Origin of the sequence: Ferdinandcohnia sp. QZ13 (assembly GCF_031324165.1) — a bacterium.
Taxonomy (GTDB): domain Bacteria; phylum Bacillota; class Bacilli; order Bacillales; family Bacillaceae_L; genus Ferdinandcohnia.
In genome coordinates, this window is sequence record NZ_JAVIVW010000015.1 from 1,386,678 (window position 1) to 1,409,383 (window position 22,706).

At 40.5% G+C, this 22,706-nt stretch carries 16 protein-coding genes; 2 read left to right on the forward strand and 14 right to left on the reverse strand.

The window, feature by feature from the left end; genetic code table 11:
* The 9 genes from galT to RGU12_RS20930 form a co-directional block, all read right to left on the reverse strand.
* Entirely contained in the window at positions 1 to 1,488 is a 1,488-nt protein-coding gene (gene galT / locus RGU12_RS20890; protein WP_309537770.1) for a UDP-glucose--hexose-1-phosphate uridylyltransferase, read from the reverse strand.
* Positions 1,485 to 2,489, reverse strand: a complete 1,005-nt coding sequence (galE, locus tag RGU12_RS20895; RefSeq protein WP_309537771.1) for a UDP-glucose 4-epimerase GalE — start codon at positions 2,487 to 2,489, stop codon at positions 1,485 to 1,487. The genes galT and galE overlap by 4 nt, the downstream gene beginning before the upstream one ends.
* 39 nt (positions 2,490 to 2,528) lie before the next feature.
* Positions 2,529 to 3,692 carry a galactokinase gene (locus tag RGU12_RS20900; RefSeq protein ID WP_309537772.1) on the reverse strand — a complete coding sequence of 388 codons (1,164 nt, stop codon included), beginning with the start codon at positions 3,690 to 3,692 and terminating at the stop codon, positions 2,529 to 2,531.
* A gap of 196 nt (positions 3,693 to 3,888) precedes the next feature.
* Positions 3,889 to 7,041: a beta-galactosidase, LacZ type gene (gene lacZ, locus RGU12_RS20905; protein WP_309537773.1), complete on the reverse strand. Its 3,153-nt coding sequence runs from the start codon at positions 7,039 to 7,041 to the stop codon at positions 3,889 to 3,891.
* Positions 7,042 to 7,069: 28 nt separating this feature from the next.
* Positions 7,070 to 7,903, reverse strand: a complete 834-nt coding sequence (locus tag RGU12_RS20910) for a carbohydrate ABC transporter permease (RefSeq protein ID WP_396232414.1) — start codon at positions 7,901 to 7,903, stop codon at positions 7,070 to 7,072.
* Positions 7,903 to 8,769 carry a carbohydrate ABC transporter permease gene (locus tag RGU12_RS20915; protein ID WP_309537775.1) on the reverse strand — a complete coding sequence of 289 codons (867 nt, stop codon included), beginning with the start codon at positions 8,767 to 8,769 and terminating at the stop codon, positions 7,903 to 7,905. The genes RGU12_RS20910 and RGU12_RS20915 overlap by 1 nt, the downstream gene beginning before the upstream one ends.
* A gap of 72 nt (positions 8,770 to 8,841) precedes the next feature.
* Entirely contained in the window at positions 8,842 to 10,107 is a 1,266-nt protein-coding gene (locus tag RGU12_RS20920) for an ABC transporter substrate-binding protein (protein WP_309537776.1), read from the reverse strand.
* Between the two features lie 239 nt (positions 10,108 to 10,346).
* Positions 10,347 to 11,357 (reverse strand): LacI family DNA-binding transcriptional regulator, encoded by a 1,011-nt coding sequence (locus tag RGU12_RS20925; protein WP_309537777.1) that lies wholly within the window; start codon positions 11,355 to 11,357, stop codon positions 10,347 to 10,349.
* A 175-nt stretch (positions 11,358 to 11,532) separates the two neighbouring features.
* The gene (locus RGU12_RS20930) at positions 11,533 to 12,357 is read right to left on the reverse strand and encodes a sulfite exporter TauE/SafE family protein (RefSeq protein ID WP_309537778.1); all 825 of its coding nucleotides are present in this window, start codon (positions 12,355 to 12,357) and stop codon (positions 11,533 to 11,535) included.
* 172 nt (positions 12,358 to 12,529) lie between these two features.
* Between RGU12_RS20930 and RGU12_RS20935 the strand changes: the two genes are divergently transcribed.
* Complete coding sequence (locus RGU12_RS20935) at positions 12,530 to 13,414, forward strand: LysR family transcriptional regulator (RefSeq protein WP_309537779.1); 885 nt, start codon at positions 12,530 to 12,532, stop codon at positions 13,412 to 13,414.
* 83 nt (positions 13,415 to 13,497) lie between these two features.
* Here RGU12_RS20935 and RGU12_RS20940 read toward each other — a convergent pair whose 3' ends face one another.
* From RGU12_RS20940 to RGU12_RS20950, 3 genes are all read right to left on the reverse strand, one after another.
* Positions 13,498 to 14,754 (reverse strand): Gfo/Idh/MocA family protein, encoded by a 1,257-nt coding sequence (locus RGU12_RS20940; protein ID WP_309537780.1) that lies wholly within the window; start codon positions 14,752 to 14,754, stop codon positions 13,498 to 13,500.
* 315 nt (positions 14,755 to 15,069) lie between these two features.
* Positions 15,070 to 16,059, reverse strand: coding sequence for an L-glyceraldehyde 3-phosphate reductase (gene mgrA / locus RGU12_RS20945; protein ID WP_309537781.1), 990 nt, complete (start codon positions 16,057 to 16,059; stop codon positions 15,070 to 15,072).
* Between the two features lie 66 nt (positions 16,060 to 16,125).
* Positions 16,126 to 17,622 (reverse strand): methyl-accepting chemotaxis protein, encoded by a 1,497-nt coding sequence (locus RGU12_RS20950; RefSeq protein WP_309537782.1) that lies wholly within the window; start codon positions 17,620 to 17,622, stop codon positions 16,126 to 16,128.
* 626 nt (positions 17,623 to 18,248) lie between these two features.
* Between RGU12_RS20950 and RGU12_RS20955 the strand changes: the two genes are divergently transcribed.
* A complete protein-coding gene (locus RGU12_RS20955; protein WP_309537783.1) occupies positions 18,249 to 18,431 on the forward strand; it encodes a Fur-regulated basic protein FbpA in 183 nt (60 codons plus the stop codon).
* A 176-nt stretch (positions 18,432 to 18,607) separates the two neighbouring features.
* On the opposite strand, the gene prfB is transcribed toward RGU12_RS20955, so the two are convergent.
* Together prfB and secA are read right to left on the reverse strand one after the other, a co-directional pair.
* A protein-coding gene (gene prfB, locus RGU12_RS20960) for a peptide chain release factor 2 (RefSeq protein WP_309537784.1) occupies positions 18,608 to 19,709 on the reverse strand; the annotation gives its coding sequence in 2 pieces (ribosomal slippage) (positions 18,608 to 19,636 and positions 19,638 to 19,709; 1,101 coding nt in all).
* 151 nt (positions 19,710 to 19,860) lie between these two features.
* On the reverse strand, positions 19,861 to 22,374 hold the full coding sequence (secA, locus tag RGU12_RS20965) for a preprotein translocase subunit SecA (RefSeq protein ID WP_309538307.1): 2,514 nt from the start codon (positions 22,372 to 22,374) through the stop codon (positions 19,861 to 19,863).
* Positions 22,375 to 22,706 lie beyond the last annotated feature (332 nt).

A 22,706-nucleotide genomic window follows, 5' to 3' on the forward strand; every position in this document is an offset into this window, starting at 1 on the left:
CTAACTCGTTAAATGGTCTATAAATCTCTTAAACGCCGCTTGACCCGCTTCATCACGCTTGTATACACCGGCATCCTCAAGGACGCGCATGAATTTTTTACCGACTTCTCGCTTCACAAGCTCGTGAACGTTGTCTTTTGTTGGGTTGTACATCTTTAGTTCGTCCGCCCATTCCTGATGGATGGGGTTGACCGAGTTTGCTTCATCAATTAAGTAGTTTTCGACCTCTTGTAGCTCAGTTTTCAGGCGAGCCGGAAGCACCGCTAATCCCATTACCTCGATGAGACCGATATTTTCCTTTTTTATATGATGCACATCTGCATGCGGATGGAAAATGCCAAGTGGATGCTCGTCGTTTGTTCGATTGTTGCGAAGTACAAGATCAAGTTCGTATTTTCCATTTCGCTTCCGAGCAATTGGTGTAATCGTGTTATGTGGCGTATCCCCAGTGAATGCGATGATATCGACTTCAGGGTCGCTATACTGACGCCACGCTTGCAGTATATGGTCTCCTGCTTCAATTAAGGATGCCATGTCGCTGCTTCTTAAACGAAGAACAGACATCGGCCATTTTACCGTTGAAATTTCGATAGTGCCATAACGGTCCCACTTAAATTGCAACTCATCTTCAGCTTTCGCCATTGCGAACTCGTAATTTCCACCTTGATAGTGATCATGGGTCAAAATGGAACCCCCAACAATCGGAATATCCGCATTTGAACCCAGGAAGTAGTGCGGAAACTTTTCAACAAAACCGAGTAATCTTGCGAACGTGTCCTTGCTGATTTTCATATCGCGATGTTCCTCGCAAAGGACAATACAATGCTCGTTGTAATAAACATATGGTGAGTACTGGAGATACCAGTTTTCGCCCTCAAGCGGAACCGGAATGATGCGGTGGTTGGAGCGAGCCGGATGACCGATGCGACCCGCATAGCCCTCATTCTCCACACAAAGTAAGCACTTTGGATACTTCTCTCCAGTCGCTTTTGCCTCTTTTTCAAGCGCGATTTGCTTTGGGTCCTTTTCCGGCTTTGATAAATTAATCGTGATATCTAACTCTCCGTACTCCGTTTCCACTTTATATTCAATATTTTTTTCGATTCGCTTCATTTGAATGTAGTTGCTATTTTTACTTAACTCATAAAAATAGTTCGTCGCTTCTGCCGGGTCATTTTCATAAAGTTCATAAAAATGACGTGTGACTGCGGACGGGAGTGGAATCATCGTGTTCATGATTTTACTCGCTAGAATTTCTTTTGCATCAAAATAATCCTCGATGACTCCATTTTCACACGCATACTCCACTAAATCTTCAACCAAAGTTGGGATGTCTTTTTCAGGTGATACCTGTTCGGTTGGCACGAAGTCCTCAAGACCTAGCAAAGAAAGCACCTGGTTGCGAACGTAAACCTTGTCCTCTTTTTCAATCAGTCCGACTTTAATCGCTTGCTCTGTTAGCTGTTGTACGCTTCCGTAAATGTTCATTGCGCATCCCTTTCGCTTTCATACCCATTTGGGTGGTTTACATGCCAGTTCCACGCATCCTTAATGATTTCATTGATAGATGTACGTTTTGGCTCCCAACCAAGTACCTCTTTCGCTTTTCCAGATGAAGCGATAAGAATGCTTGGGTCGCCCGCGCGTCGGTCACCTAACTTTACAGGAATATCGCGTTGTGTAACCTCTTTTGCTGCTTCTACCATTTCTTTAACAGAGAAGCCACTGTTGCTTCCAAGATTAAAATAGTTGCTCTCGCCACTATTTTGCAGGTATTTCAATGCTAAAATATGGGCGTTAATCAAGTCCTCGACATGGATGTAGTCACGAATGCATGTGCCGTCTGGAGTATCGTAATCCTCACCAAAGATTGTGATGAACTCACGTGTTCCAAGAGCTGCTTGTAAAATGACCGGGATTAAATGTGTTTCCGGATCATGATCTTCACCGATTTCACCCGTTGCACGCGCACCTGCCACATTGAAATAACGAAGTGACACGAACTTAATGTCATGCGCCATCTCAGACCATTTCATCATTTTTTCCATTGCAAGCTTTGTTTCACCGTACGTGTTTGTTGGAACTGTCGGCATGTCCTCGGTTATTGGCACCTGTTTTGGTTCACCATAGGTTGCTGCTGTTGATGAGAAGACGATATATTTCACGTTATTGTTTTTCATGGTTTCAAGCACAATCTGTGTTCCGTACACATTGTTGTCGTAGTATTTTAATGGGTCAACCATTGATTCACCGACAAGTGAATTTGCCGCAAAGTGGATCACTGCGTCAATGTTTTCTTTTTCAAAAACAGATTGTAGAAAGGCACGGTCACGAATATCCCCTTGGTAAAACTTCGCCTTCGGATGAACCGCCTCTCTGTGACCCGTTTGAAGATTATCAACAACCACCACGTCTTCGTTTGCGTCAATTAATTGGTAAACGGCATGTGAACCGATATAACCCGCTCCACCTAAAACTAAAATACTCATTGTAGATTCGCTCCTTTTGTTTGGGCACCTGTGTCCCTTTTATAATTCTTTCGCCCCATCACCGATGCTTACTTCATAGAAGGAAGCCGGATAGCCGATGGTTTCTTCGTAGACTTTTCCAATGTTTTCGATGATTTGTTGTGCTTTGTCTTTCTCGACAAGGGCAATCGCACAGCCACCGAAACCAGCACCTGTCATGCGAGCACCCAATACACCTTCTTGCGCCCATGCTGCTTCAGCTAAAGTATCAAGCTCTTTGCCAGTTACTTCATAGTCATCACGTAATGATGTATGAGATGCGTTTAGTAAGCGACCAAATTCTGTTAAGTCGCCTGCTTTGAGGGCTTTTAACGCATCTAAAGTTCTTTCATTTTCATATACCGCATGTTTCGCACGCTTTTGTAATGTTTCATTTTCTATTAGATGCTTATGCTGTTCAAATTGGTTACTAGTGATATTCCCGAGTGCTTGAACATCAAGTTCTTTTCGAAGTTGTGCAAGCGCCTGTTCACACTCGCTGCGACGCTCATTATATTTTGAATCCGCAAGCTCACGACGCTTGTTTGTGTTCATGATTAAAATAAGATGCTCGTCGAGTTCCAATGGCGCGTATTCATACTTTAATGTATCACAATCTAGTAAAATTCCTGCATTCTTTTTACCCATGCCGATTGCAAATTGGTCCATAATCCCACTGTTTACACCAATGAACTTATTTTCCACAAGTTGACCAATTTTTACAAGTTCCACGCGGTCAATTTCAAGATCGAATAGTTTTTCAAACATCACTCCTGATACAAGTTCAATGGATGCTGATGAAGAAAGACCCGCGCCGTTTGGAATGTTTCCGTAAAAAAGAACATCCACGCCCTTTGTAATTGAGTAACCTTTTTCTTTGAGGTAACGTATCATGCCCTTTGGATAATTAGCCCAGTCATGTGCTTTGTTGTAGTCAAGATTATTGATGTCAAACTCGATTACCCCAAGGTCTTTGAAGTTCAGTGAGTACATTCTGATTTTGTTGTCTTCGCGCTTTCTAGCAAGGGCATACGTTCCTTTTGTGATGGATGCAGGGAACACATGACCACCGTTGTAGTCGGTATGCTCACCAATGAGGTTAATCCGCCCAGGCGCAAAGAAGCTTCTGTAATCGTTTTCGTTAAAAATCGTAGTGAATTTATCTGAAAGTTGTTTGAGATCCATGATGGTTGCCTCCAATACTATTGTTTCTACTTTTATTGTAGAGAGGTAGGTAAAAAACGTCAACGTTTTTTACTTAATTTTTACTAAAAATTAATATACATCTCGATCTCAAGGGACAGTGCACCTGTCCTTGTGTCCCACATACTAGAAAAAACCTGTCACCACTAGAGATGGTAACAGGCTAAAAAGTGAGTAATTATATCATTTTACTTAATTGGATTGGTGAGTGCTCTCTTTTTGAATAGGCACGAAAGCTTACCGTGAAGTGAAAGTCCTCATTTTTTAATTGATAGTGTTCTAGAACTCCCGGTCCACAGCTTGCTGACCCTAAGCCCTGATGCTTGTAATCTACGTTAAAGGTGATAAAATCATCCTTCATCAAATCGTAGGTATGATCCGCATTTTCAAGCGTTTCAGTTGAATAATAGCTTACGCTAAAATCAAAGCTTGGTTGCCCTACCACAAGTAAACCAACACCTGAGAGATCTGTTAGCGAAGCCCACCTTACTTCATGTCGATTTCCATTTTCCTGTGGAACGACGTATGGAGTGTGGAGCTCCTCTATTGTATTAGCCCAAATCCCAAAGCGATTTGCAAGCTTGCTATCGGAATAGGCTTCACCCGGTCCTCTACCGTACCAATCGACTTGATTCAACTCTGGATTCAATTTCATTTGCAGACCAATTTTCGGTAATGTGGACGATGATTTTCCTCGTTTCTTTCCATCCACCTCAATCGTCAATGCCCCATTCTTCGTAATGGTATACGTCATTGTAGTTTCAAAGCCCCACGCAAATACAGGCGGTGCCATTCGAGACTTTACGTAAATTTTTACTTGATCTTTCGTTTGCGTCACTTCATGCGCTACATCAATTACGCGAGTTTGCATGTGGTCTAGACCGAACTCTCTCCACTCTGCTTCTTCTTTTTTTACGCTAAATTCCTCTAAGCCGAGCTTGTCATTATCCGTCGGCGCTCTCCAGATGTTAATCTTCGGACCATGTTCTAACAATTCGACACCTTGGTGTTTCCACGACTCGAGTACACCGTATATTTTATTGAAGGTATACTGGAAGGACTCTCCGCACACCTCAAGCTTATGTTCGGATTCATTCACATTTAATGAACAATACGCTCGGTGCTCTTTTACTTCTGCAACCTCTTTTACCGGTAACTCAAATTGTGCCCATGCCACTTCATGACCTGCTTTTGCCCATTTTGTATCCATCGACTGATTAAATTGGAGGTTTAACCAGTAATCGGTATTAGCCTTTTTCATCTCTGGCAATGCGAATGGAATCGAAACTACATCCGACTCACCCGGATGAATAGTTGGCATCTCTACCATTCCACTAGCTAACACTTTTCCGTCTGAAACGAGAGACCATGATAGTGTTAGGTGGTTTAATGTACTAAAATTGTACAGATTATGAATGCGAACGGTACCCTTTGCGAGATCAACCGCGTCAACCCTCACAGGTTCAATCACCTTTTTATATTCTAACAGCGCTGGAGATGGAGTGCGATCTGGCATGACAAGCCCATCAATAACAAATGTACCGTCATGTGGCGTTTCTCCAAAATCCCCACCATATGCAAAATATTCCTCGCCATCTTCTGTAAATTGACGAATACCGTGATCTAGCCATTCCCAGACAAATCCACCTTGAAGACGTTCATACTTATAAAACAAGTCAAAATACTCTTTGAACCCACCTGGTCCATTCCCCATCGCATGAGCAAATTCACATAAAATATGAGGCTGAGCCAAATCTGTTCGTTTACCTAATTGCTCCATAATGGCATGTGGGGTATACATGGTGGAGAACATGTCAGCTGCTTCATGCAAACGTGTTGGATTATTGTTTTCTTGAGTCATTATGAAACGAGTTTCCCCTTCATAATGAACAAGTCTGGTCGGATCCTTTTGTTTTACCCACTCCGCCATTTCAATATGATTTTGTCCAAATCCAGATTCATTTCCTAACGACCAGATAATGATAGATGGATGATTTTTATCACGTTCTACCATTCTCTTCATACGGTCTACATAGGCATCCTTCCACTCCGGATCCTGGCTTAACTGATGTGGTTTCCCAATTCTATCAAATCCATGACATTCTATGTCCGTCTCATCAATGACATATAACCCATACTCATCACATAAATCATAAAAGCGCGGGTCATTTGGATAATGTGCAGTACGCACGGCATTAATATTATGCTGCTTCATTAGTTTAATATCTTTTATCATCCAATCGAGTGGAACAGCACGACCTAAATCTGGATGATGGTCATGACGGTTGACACCTTTAAAAAGGACAGGTACGCCATTTACTTGTATTAAGCCATTCTTTAACTCTACTTGTCTAAATCCAACCTTTGATGGGATTACTTCAATAATATTGCCTTGATCATCCTTTAACGTCATAACCAAGTAGTATAAATACGGAGTTTCTGCCGTCCATTTATGGGGATTAGTTACTAGTATACTAGTATCTAGTTTTACCTTAACTGCCCCACCCAATTGAACTTTTACTTCCCGTTGCGCTTCTTTTATCTCTCTATAGTCTGCATCAAAAAACTGGATATCCAACTCGTACTCTTTAGAACTAGCACTTTGTGAATGTATCACCGTTTCAATCTGCAATTCTGCATCCTTAAATTCTGAATCCAGGTTCGTTTTTACAAAGAAATCATGTGTATATACTTTCGGCTTTGCTAGTAAGTACACATCTCTAAAAATCCCACTTAACCACCACATGTCCTGATCCTCAATATAACTACCATCAGACCATTGATAGACCCGTACTGCAATGGTATTCATTCCTTCCTGAACAAAGGATGTCACATCAAACTCAGACGGTAAGCGACTCCCTTGACTATAGCCAACAAACTGACCGTTGATCCACACATGAAAGGCACTATCTACTCCTTCAAAACGAAGAAAAACTAATCCTTTAAGCATTTCATCAGTTACATAAAAATCACGTCGATAGGAACCCGTTGGATTTTCAGTTGGAACATAAGGCGGATCAACCGGGAATGGATATTGAACATTTGTATAATGCGGCTTTCCGTACCCATGCAACTGCCAGCTTGAGGGAACTTGTAAATCATCCCAATTGCTCGCATCAAAGTCATTTTTATAAAATGTTTCTGGTGCATGTTCGGGCGTTTCTGCATAATGAAACTTCCACATTCCATTTAATAAAATAAACCCTGGCGCACGACCTCTCTCAAAGCTAAGCGCATCCTCCAAGTTCTGATAAGACATAAAGTAAGAACGATCGTTTATTCGATTCTTTTGAAGAACATTCTGGTTCTCGTAATCTTTTAGCTGCTTCATTTTGACCTCCAAAAGTTAGTTGTATTTCCTATTTAATCGCACTTCCCAGCATACCTTGGATAAAATGCTTCTGTAGAGCAAGGAAGAAAATGATAATTGGAATCGTTGCAATCAAAATTCCGACATTTATTTGACCATAATCGATGATAGAAACACCCTTTAGACTTGATAACGCAACAGGGAACGTATACATATCAGTTGATGTTGTTACCACTAACGGCCATAGAAAGTTATTCCATTGTGATAGGAATAAGAAAATGGATGTCGCCGCAAGCGCCGGCTTCATAGATGGGATGACAATACGAAAGAAAATTTTCATTTCTCCGGCTCCATCCATGCGGGCCGCTTCAATCAATTCTGTTGGAAACGCCATAAAGTTTTGTCTCATCAAAAAGATGGCAAAAGGTGTACAAACAGTCGGTAAAATTAGGGCAATATACGTATTTAATAATCCGTAATCAGCCATCATCCTAAACTGAGGAATAAGAAGGGCTTGATACGGAATCATCATCGATAATAAAAATGTTGTAAAAATAAATTTATTCCCTTTAAAATGAAATTTCGCTAATGCATATGCTGCCATTGTTGAAACCAAGAGTGCCAAAATGACATAAACACCTGAAACAAATACGGAATTAAACAATACCCGCCAAATATTGATACTCTCATTCAGATTCGTAAAGTTGGTTATAAATTGATCACCAAATGACAAGGTTGGAGGATTCGAAAACATTTTACTTGTATGATTTGTTGCACCAACAAGCATCCAATAAAATGGGAAGATTGATATCACGATACCGATTAGCAAGAGAAGAAAAATACCAGCTTTTCTCGAGAATCTAGATGTTTTATTTTCTTGCATCATTTACCATCTCCCGTTACTTTTGATTGAATAAGTGATAGGATTGCAACGATTACTACAACTACATATGCAATGGCAGACGCATAGCTAAAGTCATAGTATTGGAATCCATTTTTATAAATCAGTAATCCTAGTGTTGCCGTTGAATCTCCAGGACCACCTTTTGTAAGGTTGAATGGTTCATCGAACAACTGTAAGGTCGAAATCGTTGAGATAATTGAAGTGAATAAAATAATTGGTTTCAATTGCGGAATTGTGATAGAGAAGAATTGTCGAACCTTCCCTGCACCATCCATTGAAGCTGCTTCATACGTTTCCTCTGAAATATTCTGCATCGCAGCAAGATAGATTACCATGTTATAACCTGTCCATCTCCACGTCATTGCAATAATAATAGAAACCTTCGCCCAGAACGGATCATTTAACCAAGGAATAGCATCAATCCCAAAAAGACTTAAAAATTGATTTAAGATCCCTTTATCCATCATGATGATTGAGAATAAAATAGAGTATGCCACCAATGAAGTGACAGCTGGTAGAAAGAACCCTGTCCGGAATAAACCCTTAAACTTTAATAGTTTACTATTTAAAAGCGCTGCTAAAACAAGCGCAAAAAGTATCATAATCGGCACTTGAACAATCCAAATGATAAAAGTATTATATAGGGCTTGATGGAATGTTGTATCTTTGAGTAGACGTATATAGTTATCAAGCCCAGTAAATACATAAACTCCACCTTGAGACGTTTGAAAGCTTAAAATAAAGGAAGAAACGATCGGATATACCGTAAATATAAGAAATAAAATGAGCGCCGGGGCTAAAAATAAATACGGCGTCCATTTTGTTTTGTTGATTTGATTTATCATGTTGTCAACCCCCTTATTCATGGGAGAGGTAATGAAAGATTTCCTCCATTACCCCATTTTTCGTTAATAGAATTATTTCATTCGATTTTCAATGTTTTTCTTAGCCTGTTGCATCGCTTCATCTGGGCTTTTGCCATTCAAAGCTTCACCTTGTGCTTTTACGATTTCATCACGTGCGATTGGATCATTTTTTGTATAGATAATCGTCGGAATCTTGTCCATTTCATCTGCTAAGAAACGCCAGATTTTTTGATTTCCGAAGAATGGCTCTTCTGCATCAAACATTTCAGATTCAAACACTGGTGCATAGGTCGGGAATAATCCGCCTTCCATAGCGATTTCCTGCGCCTTCACACTTGTTGTAAACCAAGATAAGAAGTCATAAGTTTCCTGAACCTGATTACCAGTTGAAGGAATAACAAATGAGCTACCACCTTGGACAGATGAACGTGATCCACCTTCCTCGTGTGCTGGTAACGGCATTAAGCCCCAGTTACCTTCTGTATCAAGTGCTTGTTGTTTAATTGTTCCAACTAACCAACCACCCGCAATAACAGATGCGGTATCTGAATTCGCAATCGACGTTACCCATGCATCCCAACCCGTAACACCTAAAAGAGCGTCTTTTTCATGTAAACCTTTCAATACTTCAAGAGCATTAACAGAAGCTTCACTACCAACAGTTAAGTTATTGTTCTCGTCAAAATAGCCTTCACCTTGCTGGTTTAGCATGATTGTGTATTGGTTCGCATCTGCTTGGTCGAAACTTAGCATCGCTTTACCAGTAGCTTCTTTCACTTTTCCACCAGCTTCAACAAAGTCATCCCATGTTTTAATGTCATCAGGATTTACGCCTGCTTCTGCGAAGATATCTGTACGATAAAATACAGCTGCTGGGCCTGTATCAAATGGCATCGCATAAATATTTCCATCTTTAGATCCTGCCTCTAGCTTAAAATCCGGGAAATCATTTTTAAATTCGTCATAGCCAAGTTCACTCAGGTTAGCAAACGCACCTGGGAAAGCTTCTAATTTACCTTGTAGCTCATCGTCTGTTTGAAGCATTCCATCTGGTAAACCTTTACCACCCGCTTGTAAACCTGTTGTTGTTTTACTCTTAATGTCCTGACCACCGGTTTCAATAATATCTACTTTAAAATCAGGGTGATCTTTTTTATAGATTTCTGCTGCCTTCTCTAAGACTGGAACATTAATATTATTTGCCCAGATTGTAATAACTTCATCATCTGCAGCGCTTTGACCACCCGAACTACCACAAGCAGTCAATAAAATAGCCAATCCAATCCCTACAATAAAAAAGCTGAACTTATTTTTCATAAACTAATTCCCCTTTTTTAGTAATTTGTTTACTAATAAAATCATATCACCTTTAACTAAACATGTAAACGTTTAAATTTATGTTTTTTACTAAAAAATATCTTGTTTTTACTAACTAAATGCCAGATTTTCCATTTACCAACAAATCTACTATTACTTTTTCCATGGAATTCGTGTTCATACAGTAAGAATGGCAAGGTTAAGCAATCAAAAGCAATAAAAAAAGCGAGCCGTTTAGCTCACTTTTCTTCCCCTATAGATGGTGTACTTTTTCGAAAAATTGGTTTCCCTTGTATATATACCGTTTTCGCTGTTGTTCTATTTTTTGTTAACCTTTCCTCTATCAGATCCAACCCTGTTTCACAAAGAGTGGGAATATCAATATGAAAGGTTGTTAATGGCGGGGAAACATATTTCGTAACACTGATATTATTAATACTAAAGAAGGCGACTCTTTGTGGTATTGGAATTTGCATCTCATTAAATGCTTGAAGTGCCCCAATCGCAAGTGGATCTGTCGCAACACAAAATGCTTCTGGGAGGTTATCTCCCATTTCCTCAATGGCTTTCATTGCAACTTTGTAACCATTCTTCACCGTACTTGCTGGTACGATTAAGATATCCTCTTCTCTTAATTTATTTCGTTCGCGTTGGTAGTTTCTGAATGTAATCTCCCTTAACTGAGGAATCGGTTCATTTGTCTCCACATCATAATCATCCGCACCGATAAACCCTATTCGGTTGTAACCAAGGCCTTCAAAAAACCGAATCATATATTCTGTCATAAACTTCAAATCTGGGAGAACAGAATCTAGATTCTGCGGGTCTCTTCTAGTATTTAAGAACACGCCATGTGGTGTGATTTCCTCTAAGTACTTGATTTCCCGTTCTGTTAATTTTCCAATTGCAATAAACCCAGTTGAATTCTTATCTACCTTTTCTATACCATCGTCTATATGATAACGAACCAATTCGATTTTCCGTTGCTTCGCTTGCTTTTCAATCTCCGTCCGAATTCCCTTAAAAAAAACATCCTCCAATTCTTCTTCGTTGGATATCCAATAAAGGAAGGCAATATTATTTAATTGCGTAATCCCTTGTTTCTTTTTATACCCTAATCCTTCCGCAACCGCTTTAATTTTATCTCTTGTTTCTTCACTAACAGATAAATTCATATCATTATTAAGTACCCTAGATACAGTCGCAATTGAAAAGCCAGATTTTTGGGCTATATCACGAATCGTGGTCATATTTTTCTCATCCCTTCTGTCTTCCCTCTACCTATATAGTATACAGAAATTACCTCAAAGTAAACATTTTTAGTAAACATTTTATTTTTAGGGATGCCAGGGGCATCATAGGGACGTTTCTCGTGGTTACATAAAAAAAGAGAACCAAAGGGACCAATAGAACCGTCCCTTTGGTTCAATGAAAATACATACGAAATCCAATAACGATTAATAAAAAGGATAGCATTTGCATAATGATTCGGCTAGGGATTTTTTGTGAGAGAAAGACGCCTAGTTGTGAACCCAATATAATTCCAGCTCCTCCAAAGGCAACGATAAGCCAATCAATATTCCCGTGCCAGACCTGAAGAAAAACACCAACAGAAGAATACAGACATAGGGAAAAGATGGAGGTCGCGGTTGCAATATAGGTTGGAACACGAAATATGTATACCAAAATCGGGACAAGCATCCAACCTCCCCCAATTCCAAGATAGCTTGAAAGAATTCCCATGAAAAAACCAAGTGGAATCAGCCATTTAGCTTGTAACCTTGTGGCTGCTTGAGGATTAAAGGTAATGTTATCGATAGCTTCTCCCGTTGCTGCGGCTTCATTTTTCGCTTCTTGTCTCATATTCTTCTTTTTTAGCAGATTCGTATTTTTAATTACTAAAAAGAAGCCTAAAAAAACGAGTACACTCGCAAAGAAAAAATAAAAATAGGTAGAAGAGTAGGATTGTAGAAGCTTCACACCGATAAATGTTCCCGGGAACGCTCCTATCCCTACTAGAATTCCTGTTCGGTAATCTATCCGTTTTTGTTTGGCATATCCAAATACACCAGACAATGAGTTAATTAATACAATGACCAGTCCTGTTCCTGCGGCAATAATCGGATCGACATGAAAGAGCAGCAATAGTGCTGGTACAAATAGAAAGCCGCCTCCAGCCCCAACAATCGCACCATAACCGCCGGCAAAAATCCCAATTGCCACAAGTAAAACGCCTGTTACAATATCCATAATTACGTTCCCCCTATGTATGCTTCCCTACTAACCTATCAAACATCCTAGTTGTAGTAAAATAACAATGTATAATAGGTCATAACAAAACGTAATATCGCTGACGATATAGAATAATACGTTCTCATTCTTATATAATGAAATTAAAAACTACTATCGAAGGGGGGATACCATGAACATTGAGAATCTTAAACTCTTTTGCCTCGTGGTTGAAGAGGGAAGTATCACAACTGCAGCCCGGATGAGTTATATCTCTCAACCAGCTGTGACTAAAAAAATAAGCCAACTTGAAAATGAGTATGGTACCTTGCTTTTTGAGAGAAACGGTGGGCGACTTGAACTTACAAAGGCCGGGGAAGTCCTCTATCCATACGCGAAAGAAGTGATTGAAAATATCAAAAGATCATTTGACGCTGTTCAGAAAGTGACTGGAAATGAGGAAGTGAATTTACATATAGGTGCAAGCTTAACGATCGGTGAATATCTATTGCCTCAAATTCTTGGAACGATAAAAAAAGGATATCCACATATAACGTTTAGCCTTACGATAGGAAATACCCCAAATATGATCGCCATGCTAGAAAACAATGAAATTGATATCGCTCTCGTAGAAAGTCATGTAGAAAATCCGATTTTAACCATTGAAAAGTTTGCCGAAGATGAGCTTGTTTTAGTCACGTCGAATGAACACCGCTGGAAGGAGCGCAAAACAATAGAGATTAGTGAATTGGTTGAGGAAAAAATGATTTGGCGGGAGCCTGAATCGGGTTCTCGTTTGATTGTTGAAAATTACCTTCGTGAGTATGGAATTCTTGACGACATTGAGAGTGAAATGGAGCTAGGAAGCATTCAATCTATTAAAAGTGCCGTTGAAGCTGGACTTGGAATCAGCATTCTCCCGAGGATTACCGTTTTAAAGGAACTAGAACTAGGAACATTATGTCAGATCAATGTGAGCAATTTTTCACTCACACGTGCACTATGGATGGTTCAAAAACCACATCGTTTCCCTAAAATCGGATTGCAGCATTTTGTTGATTTTATCCGGAATCAGTAGGAACCAGAGGGACGGTTCTTGTGATCCCACACCCAAATGAGAGTGAGCCAAGGTAGTTGTCCCCTTGACCACTCTGTACCTATTTAATTCGTATACTGCTGATAAAACTCATCTAACTCAATGGATTTTCCTTGTTGCAATCTGGATTCCTCGGCAGCAAAGGCCATGAGGTGGCTTCTTAACGAAATCGCAGCAGAACTTATGCTTTCTTTTTGTGATGGGTTTTGTATGTCTTTTATAAATGAGCGGATAATCCCGAAATCACCACCACTATGCCCTCCAACAGAATTCGGGAGGCGAATAATAGTTTCGTGTTTCGTAAGAAAATCATAGATGGAGAGGGTATTTTCATCCATCTTTCCACGTATCTCACCTTTCGTTCCCATAATCTGCACGATACGGGTTTGTTCGCGTGTGAACCCGCACATACTAAAGGTTGCAGTTGCACCACCCTCAAACTCCATATTTACAACCTGATGGTCAACGACATTATTATCCGATTGATATACACATTTGCCGTAAGGAGTTTCGTGTAGTGCCTTAATGATCCCTTCCCGTGAGTGATCTTCTGTAAACTTCTTGGCCCAGCCTTTACCCTCCCCTAGATAATACCTGCCCGCATGGAATGGACACTCAAGCTCAACCGGACACCCATCCAAACATCTTTTCGGAGCGCCTTCTGGTGCATTTTCTTTCTTAAAATGAATCAGAGACCCAAAGGAACTAATCCGTTCGCACTTTTTGTCCATGACATAGCTAATAATATCCATATCATGACACGACTTTTGTAAAATCATTGGGCTGGACTTCTCCTTATTACTCCAGTTCCCTCTTACAAAGCTGTGAGACATATGCATGACTTCCACATTTTCATTTAATTGCAAGGAGACGACTTCACCTATTTTTCCTTCTTCAACTATCTGTTTGATCGTCGACCAAAATTCCGTATAACGTAAAACATGACAAATCGTTAATTTACGATCATACTCCCGGGCAACCCGTTCCATTTCAATACATTCCCGTACATCCGGCGACATCGGTTTTTCCAAAAGCACATGGTATCCCTGCTTTAGTGCATGAATCGTGGGTTCAAAATGGAATTTGTCCTGTGTACAAATGATTGCGATATCCGCAATTTTACCTTGCTCCATCAACTCTTCCCATGACGTAAAAACATGTTTATCTTCAATCAAATGCAATTCTTGAAATTTTTTTCTTCTATCTTCATTGGGTTCAGCCACACCCACAATATTGAGTTCGTGTGGATGATCTAAAGCATATGGAGCATATGCCCTCGCCCCGCGGTCACCCGCCCCAATTACAACTGCTGTAACTAGCATTCTATCAACCTCCCAATATCACTCTTTTACTATTCACTAAATTCCTATAATTTTGTGTTTTCTTACCAACGAAAATACCATAATGTAAAGTACTTGTCACTACTCGGATTTTGGTCGAAGAGGCGTGGATGGAGGAAACATCGGGCGTTTCATTTAAAAAATTAAAGAGGATCAGCGGAACCAGAGGGACGGTTCTCGTGGTTCCGCGCAAGGAGGGGACCAGAGGAACCGTCCCTGCGGTCCCAAAATAAAAGAGGAGTATCCCGAATGCAGGTTACTCCCCTTCTATTATGCGCTTTACTAGTATGACTTGTTTTATTTTAAAATATCCTCAATTTTGGTTAATTCTTCTTCTGTGAAATCGAGGTTTTTTAAGGCTGCTACACTGTCCTCTACTTGGCTCACTTTGCTTGCGCCAACCAAAGCCGATGTGACACGTCCTTCGCGGAGAACCCATGCTAACGCCATTTGCGCAAGGCTTTGTCCTCTTTCTGAAGCAAGTTCGTTTAGCTGTTGGATTTTTTGTAAAACATCTTCTGTAATTTGGTCTTTTTGAAGGAATGTGTTTTCTTTCGCTGCCCTTGAATCGTTCGGAATGCCACCAAAATACTTATTCGTTAATAATCCTTGCGCCATCGGTGAAAAGACGATAGAGCCCACGCCATTTGCTATCAACACATCCTGCAGTCCATCTTCAATCCAACGATCAAACATTGAATATCTTGGCTGATGAATGAGCAGTGGTGTTCCTAACTCTTTTAAAATACGATTCGCTTCTAACGTTTGCGTTGGGCTATAGTTGGAAATCCCCACGTACAACGCTTTACCTTGTCTTACGATATGGTCAAGAGCGCCCATTGTTTCCTCAAGTGGCGTGTTCGGATCTGGTCGGTGCGAATAAAAAATATCGACATACTCAAGACCCATTCGTTTTAAGCTTTGATCAAGGCTTGAAATCAAATACTTTCTTGAACCCCAGTCCCCATATGGACCTTCCCACATATGGTAGCCCGCCTTCGTAGAAATCACCATCTCATCACGATATGGCGCAAAATCAGCTTTCAGCATCTTTCCAAACATTTCTTCCGCGCTACCTGGAGGCGGACCATAATTGTTCGCTAAATCAAAATGGGTAATTCCAAGGTCAAAAGCTCTTCGTAAAATGTTACGGCCATTTTCAAATGAGTCGACTCCCCCGAAATTATGCCACAATCCTAAGGAAATTGCGGGCAACAACAAACCAGACTTTCCAACACGATTATACTTCATTTCACTATACCGATTTTCACTAGCTTGATAGACCATATGTATCTCTCCTTTAATGGGAAAGTAGACCTGTCCCCGTGTCCCGCCAGGACAGGTGAACCCGCCCTATTTTTCTTTAAAAATCTCCATCAATTCTGCAGTGACGTCGTCTGTGTTTTGGACGTAAGAGACGAGATGCTGCATTTGGTCGTTTTGGTTTTCGATGGATGCTGTGATTTCCTCGAGTGATGCGGTTGTTTCCTCAATGATAGCCGCAAATTCGCTGACAGAGGTTTCCATAGAAACCGCTGATTTACCGATTTCGTTCGTAATTTTTTCGAAATGTTTTACAGCTTCGTTCAGTTCGGAAACAGTATCGTCGATGACTGTGAAGACGCCTTTTGTATCCTTTGTTAGCTTCACACTCTCGTCCATTTTTTCAGCATTCTCTGTCATTTGTTTTTGTGTTAAGGTCGTGCTTTCGTTTACTTCTTTTAGATTTTCTGCGATGAGGTTGGCTGTGTTAGATGTCACCTCAGAAAGCTTTCGTATTTCAGACGCAACGACGGCAAAGCCTTTGCCACTTTCACCGGCGCGAGCCGCTTCAATTGAGGCATTCAAAGCAAGTAAATTTGTTTGTGATGCAATTTCTTGTATACGGTCCGTAAATCCATTGGTCTCATTAATTTTTTCAACAAGTAGATTCATTGTTTCAGACATAGAAGATACAGATGCCTGAAAGTCCGTAATTTTTGTTAGTAAAAGGTCAATTGTTTCATTTCCATTGTCAGCTGCTTGATTGGCATTATCCGTCTGAATACTTAAGTGGTTTGAGCCTTTTACAAGCTCCTGAACAACCCTATTGAGATTCTCTATAGATTCAGTAATCGTTGATGCGGATTCGTTTTGCGTATTCATACCAGCAGAAATTTCAGAAACAGCAATGGTCATTTCATTGAATGTATGCATTTGCTCTTCACCTTGGCGACGAATGTTTGTAATGTTGTCGCTAATCGTTTGTGAGCTCGCTTCAAGCTGTGCCGCATGCTGCTTTCTCATTTGTAAAAGATGCTCCGTTTGTTCCTGCGTAGCCTGCATATCTTGGGTTAGTCGTCCAGTTACAAAACTCTGGAAAAACAGGGTTACGATGATAACTGTAAAAATTAAATAATAGATGACAAGTTCCTTCGGGGTATACCCAAATTCCTGCCCCTTTGTCACGAAAAATAAAACCGTGATCACAATCGCACAAACCACACCAAAGTATAAGGTTTTACGCTTGTTATAAATTGCAACCGTTGTCAAAAGGTAGAACGGTAAAAGGACGATTGGCGCTGATTGCGAGCTAGACATAATAACAAACAGGACTACCGATATCCCTATCACTGAAAAATAAGGTGTTTGTGTTAAAAATAGATTCTTATAAATCAGTATATGTAAGATAGATAAAAAAATCGCCCCACCAATTCCGATCGTGAGAATCATTTGTAGGGGTTGTCCAATTGAAGCTTCAACAATAATTGCTAGAATGACAGAAATTAAGGAAACAAGACCGACCAATTTGTTTTTTCGAATCAGATCCTCTCGTTTTAGCTCTTCAATTGATAAAATCGTTTCATCCATAAGATTCTCCCCCAATTTATATTTCTCCCTCTATTTTACATTTTTTTCATAGATTTGAATATAGATATGTTTGGGGATTTGGATTCAAACAAACGATTGTTTAGCGGTTGCGTATAAGCGGTGCATGGGATTGAGGATTCAAACAAGCGTTTGTTTGAATTTGGATATGGGGGTCAAACAAACGCTTGTTTAAGGGGTATGTTCGGTTGTTGAAAATGAAGAAGTCCTTTCAAAAATTTTTCGTTTATTAAGGAAAGATAACAATTTAATTAAGAGTTGGGTTTTCCAGATAAATCGACAAATTATAAAAAATGGCTTGTCTATAATGACAAGTGTCAAAGGGAAAGGAGTAAAGGTTTATAGCAGTTCCAATTCCAACACTAATTCCAATAAAACCCCTTTTACCAACTTCACTATTTTTAGCAACTCTTGATGGAGGATATTTCAAAATGACAATTGTTAGCTACCTTAGCACATATATCTTGGGTTCCATTTGTATTATTTGGCTGTTGAATCGAGCCTTTAACCTTTTAAGTGATACAAACACAAGAATCAACGACAATAAACAATAAACCGATTCTAAATATATCGATTACTATAATCTTTAAAAAGTTGAGGTGATAAAAATGGGAAATCTTTTACGATATGCTGTTCAGTCCAAAAAGAAAGATCTAATTAACAAGCTAATTAAACGAGGCATTTATAAAACAAATGACAAACATTTGTATGAGTTGACGTTGAGTGAACTAGAAAAAGAGTATGAATTATTTAACCTGGCGTCTACTTCAAAAGGAAGATACCACCTTTAAATCAAAGGGATTCCACCCACTGGATTTGTGGTCAATAAATTAAATTTATGGCTGTTATCCACTACCTTATAGACAATAAATTTAATTTACGGCTGATATTTCACTTTTCCGGCCAATAGCACCTCCTCATCAAAAAGCACACTAAAGGGGCAGCCCACGGCTACCCCTCCAACATATTAATTCAATTTCGATCTCAAGTATGCATCGATAAACATATCAATTTCGCCATCCATGACGCTACCGGTGTTACCAACTTCCACATTTGTACGGTGGTCTTTAACCATGGAATAGGGGTGGAAGACGTAGGAGCGTATTTGACTGCCCCAACCGATTTCTTTTTGTTCGCCGCGAATTTCGTCTAGTTCTGCTTGTTGTTTTTCAATTTCTAATTGATACAACTTAGACTTCAACATTTTCATTGCTTGCTCGCGGTTTTTGATTTGTGAACGTTCCGTTTGACACGTCACAACGGTATTCGTTGGGATGTGTGTAATACGAACTGCTGAGTCGGTGGTGTTGATGTGCTGGCCACCTGCACCACTAGCGCGGTACGTATCAATTTTTAAATCTTCACTGCGAATGTCAATTTCGATGTCATCGTTAAACTCTGGCATAACCTCACAAGACACGAATGAAGTGTGACGGCGGCCTGATGAATCGAACGGTGAAATACGAACGAGACGGTGAACTCCTTTTTCTGCCTTCAAATAGCCATAGGCATTATGACCTTTAATTAAAAGGGTCACACTCTTAATCCCCGCTTCATCTCCAGGAAGATAGTCCAATGTTTCAACTTTGAAGCCTTTTTTCTCCGCCCAACGAGTGTACATACGAAGGAGCATGGATCCCCAGTCTTGTGATTCCGTACCACCTGCACCTGGGTGAAGCTCTAAGATTGCATTATTTTTATCATAAGGCTCACTTAAAAGGAGCTGTAGCTCAAACTCACTTACGCTCTTAGACAATTCCTGAATTTCCTCATCAAGCTCTGCCTGTAATTCTTCGTCTGGTTCTTCCTTCACAAGCTGATAAGTAAGCTCTAAATTTTCATAGGCATCATTTAGATTTGTAAATTCAACGACTTGATCTTTTAATGCATTTGATTCGTTGATGATGGTTTGCGCCGCATTCTGGTCATTCCAGAAATCAGGCATTGACATAATTTCGTCAAGCTCAGTGATGCGCGCTTGTTTGGCCTCTAAGTCAAAGAGACCCCCTGAAGCCCGCTAATTTCTTAGCCATTTTGTCAAGTTCATGCTTAATATCTACTAATTCCATAAATTTTCCTCCAAGATGTAGTCTATTCTTATATTGATTTACACTTGATTATCTTACTCATTTTTCCGCAAGAAGTCCCGGTTTATTTCGAAGGAAAAGGTGAGAGCCACCTCTCACCCTTTCCAAATTTATTCATAGCTGGGATGTCCCATTATTTACCGTGACAATTTTTGAATTTCAGGCCACTACCGCAGTAGCATGGGTCGTTACGGCCAATGTTAACAGCTTTTTGAACAGGGCGTTTCTTCGGCTTTTCTGCCTCGCCGCCTTCTTTTGGTTGAACAGCATGGCCCTTCGCTACTTCTTCACGTTGTAGATTGCTGCGGATTTGCGCCTTCATCACGAACTTAGCCACATCATCCTCTATTGAAGCAATCATGTTTTCAAACATCGCGAAGCCTTCAAAATTGTATTCGCGAAGTGGATCATTTTGACCGTACGCACGTAAATGGATACCTTGACGAAGCTGATCCATTTGGTCAATGTGGTCCATCCACTTGCTGTCAACGGCACGAAGCACAACAACACGTTCGAATTCACGCATTTGTTCTGGCTCGATTTGCGCTTCTTTTTCATCATAGCGCACTTTCACCTTTTCAAAAATGAGCTCGGACATTTCTTCTGGCTCTTTACCACGAAGATCGTTCTCCGTTACGTCTCCCTCATTTAAAAGGTTCGCATTGACATAATCAATGATGCCTTTGTAGTTCCAGTCTTCCTCCACCTCATCCTTTGGTGTATGAGCTTGAACCACGCGGTCAAGGGAGGACTTAATCATATTCTCTACAACGTCACGAAGATTCTCGGAATCCAGAACCTCGAAACGTTGCTTGTAAATAACCTCACGCTGTTGACGAAGCACATCGTCATATTGTAAAAGCTGTTTACGAGCATCAAAGTTATTGCCCTCAACGCGTTTTTGCGCAGACTCAACCGCTCTTGAGACCATTTTACTTTGGATTGGCTGGGAATCATCCATGCCAAGACGCTCCATCATATTTTTCATATTGTCAGAACCGAAACGGCGCATGAGCTCATCTTCCATTGATAGATAGAACTGAGTCACACCAGGGTCCCCTTGACGACCTGAACGTCCACGAAGCTGGTTATCGATACGACGGCTCTCATGTCGCTCTGTACCGATTACGGCAAGACCGCCAAGCTCCTTCACACCTTCGCCAAGCTTGATGTCCGTACCACGACCAGCCATGTTGGTTGCGATTGTAACCGCACCCTGTTGACCAGCATGCTCAATAATTTCAGCCTCGCGCGCATGGTTTTTCGCGTTTAAGACATTGTGTTTAACACCTTTTTTCAATAGGTACTTCGAAATAATTTCAGATGTTTCAATCGCAACTGTACCAACTAGAACAGGTTGTCCCTTTGCATGGCGCTCCGCAATATCCTCAGCAACCGCGCGAAACTTGCCCTCAATTGATTTATAAATTAAATCAGGACGGTCATCACGGGCAATCGGACGATTCGTTGGGATCACAACAACGTTCATATTGTAGATGTTGCGGAATTCCTCTTCCTCAGTCTTCGCCGTACCGGTCATACCTGAAAGCTTTTCATACATACGGAAATAGTTCTGGAACGTAATCGTCGCAAGCGTCATACTTTCATTTTGAATTTCGACGCCTTCCTTCGCCTCAATTGCTTGGTGAAGGCCTTCACTATAACGACGTCCCTTCATTAAACGACCTGTGAATTGGTCAACAATCACAATTTGTCCATCATCAACGACATAGTCAATATCGCGGTGCATACTTGCATTCGCTTTTAACGCTTGGTTGATATGGTGAATCAATGCCACATTTTGAATATCAAACAGGTTCTCAACGCCAAACACTCGTTCAGCCTTTGAAATCCCTTCTTCCGTAAGTTGAACACCTTTTGTTTTTTCATCGTAGGTGTAGTCATCTTCTTTTTTAAGAGTCGTTACAAATCCGTTTGCCTGCACATAAAGGGAAGTCGATTTTTGAGCAGAACCGGAAATAATCAACGGTGTACGCGCCTCATCAATTAAAATCGAGTCAACCTCGTCAATTACGGCAAAATAAAGCGGACGCTGTACCATTTGTTCCTTATAAAGGACCATGTTATCACGAAGATAGTCGAAACCAAATTCATTGTTCGTTCCGTACGTAATATCAGCGCGGTACGCTTCAATTTTTTCCTCACGTGACATGGAATTTAGGTTTAACCCAACAGACAATCCTAAAAACTCATAAAGCTGGCCCATCTCGTGCGCATCACGACTCGCAAGGTATTCGTTGACAGTAACAACGTGAACCCCTTTACCTGTGATCGCATTTAAATAAACAGGCATTGTGGAAGTTAAAGTTTTACCTTCCCCAGTCTTCATCTCAGAAATATTTCCTTCATGCAGGGATATCCCCCCCATGAGCTGCACGCGGTATGGATGCAGACCCAATACACGCTTTGCTCCCTCACGAACAACAGCGAAAGCTTCAACTAGTAAATCATCGAGTTTTTCACCTTTTTGATATCGTTCCTTGAACTCTTCGGTTTTGTTGCGAAGGGCCTCATCTGAAAGCTTCTCCATCTCAGGATGAAGTGCCTCAATTTTATCGGCAAGTGATTCCAAGCGCTTGATTGTGCGTTTGTTTGGATCAAAAACTTTGTTTAAAATTCCAAGCATCATGTACGCTCCTCTATCGTAAAAATTCACACCAGCTGTGAGCTGAATGATTTTGTTGAAAACGTTAATGAAATAAATATCTTCTATTTTACCACTAAAAAGGACACGGGTAAAATATTATCGGGTTTCGCGATTTGATGGGATTCGACAAAAACGAAAAGTGCAAGCCTTTTTAGTTGATTGTCTACTAAATACTGCCACGTCCTGTGGCAAACGTAGACGTCAGCACATCGTGTGCAAGTCAGACAAGCACAAGACGAGCAAGCATGAAGGTTGCTCTTTGACCTTCTTGCTGGGTTGGCTTGTGACCTCGAGCTGCTCAAAGCAAAGCT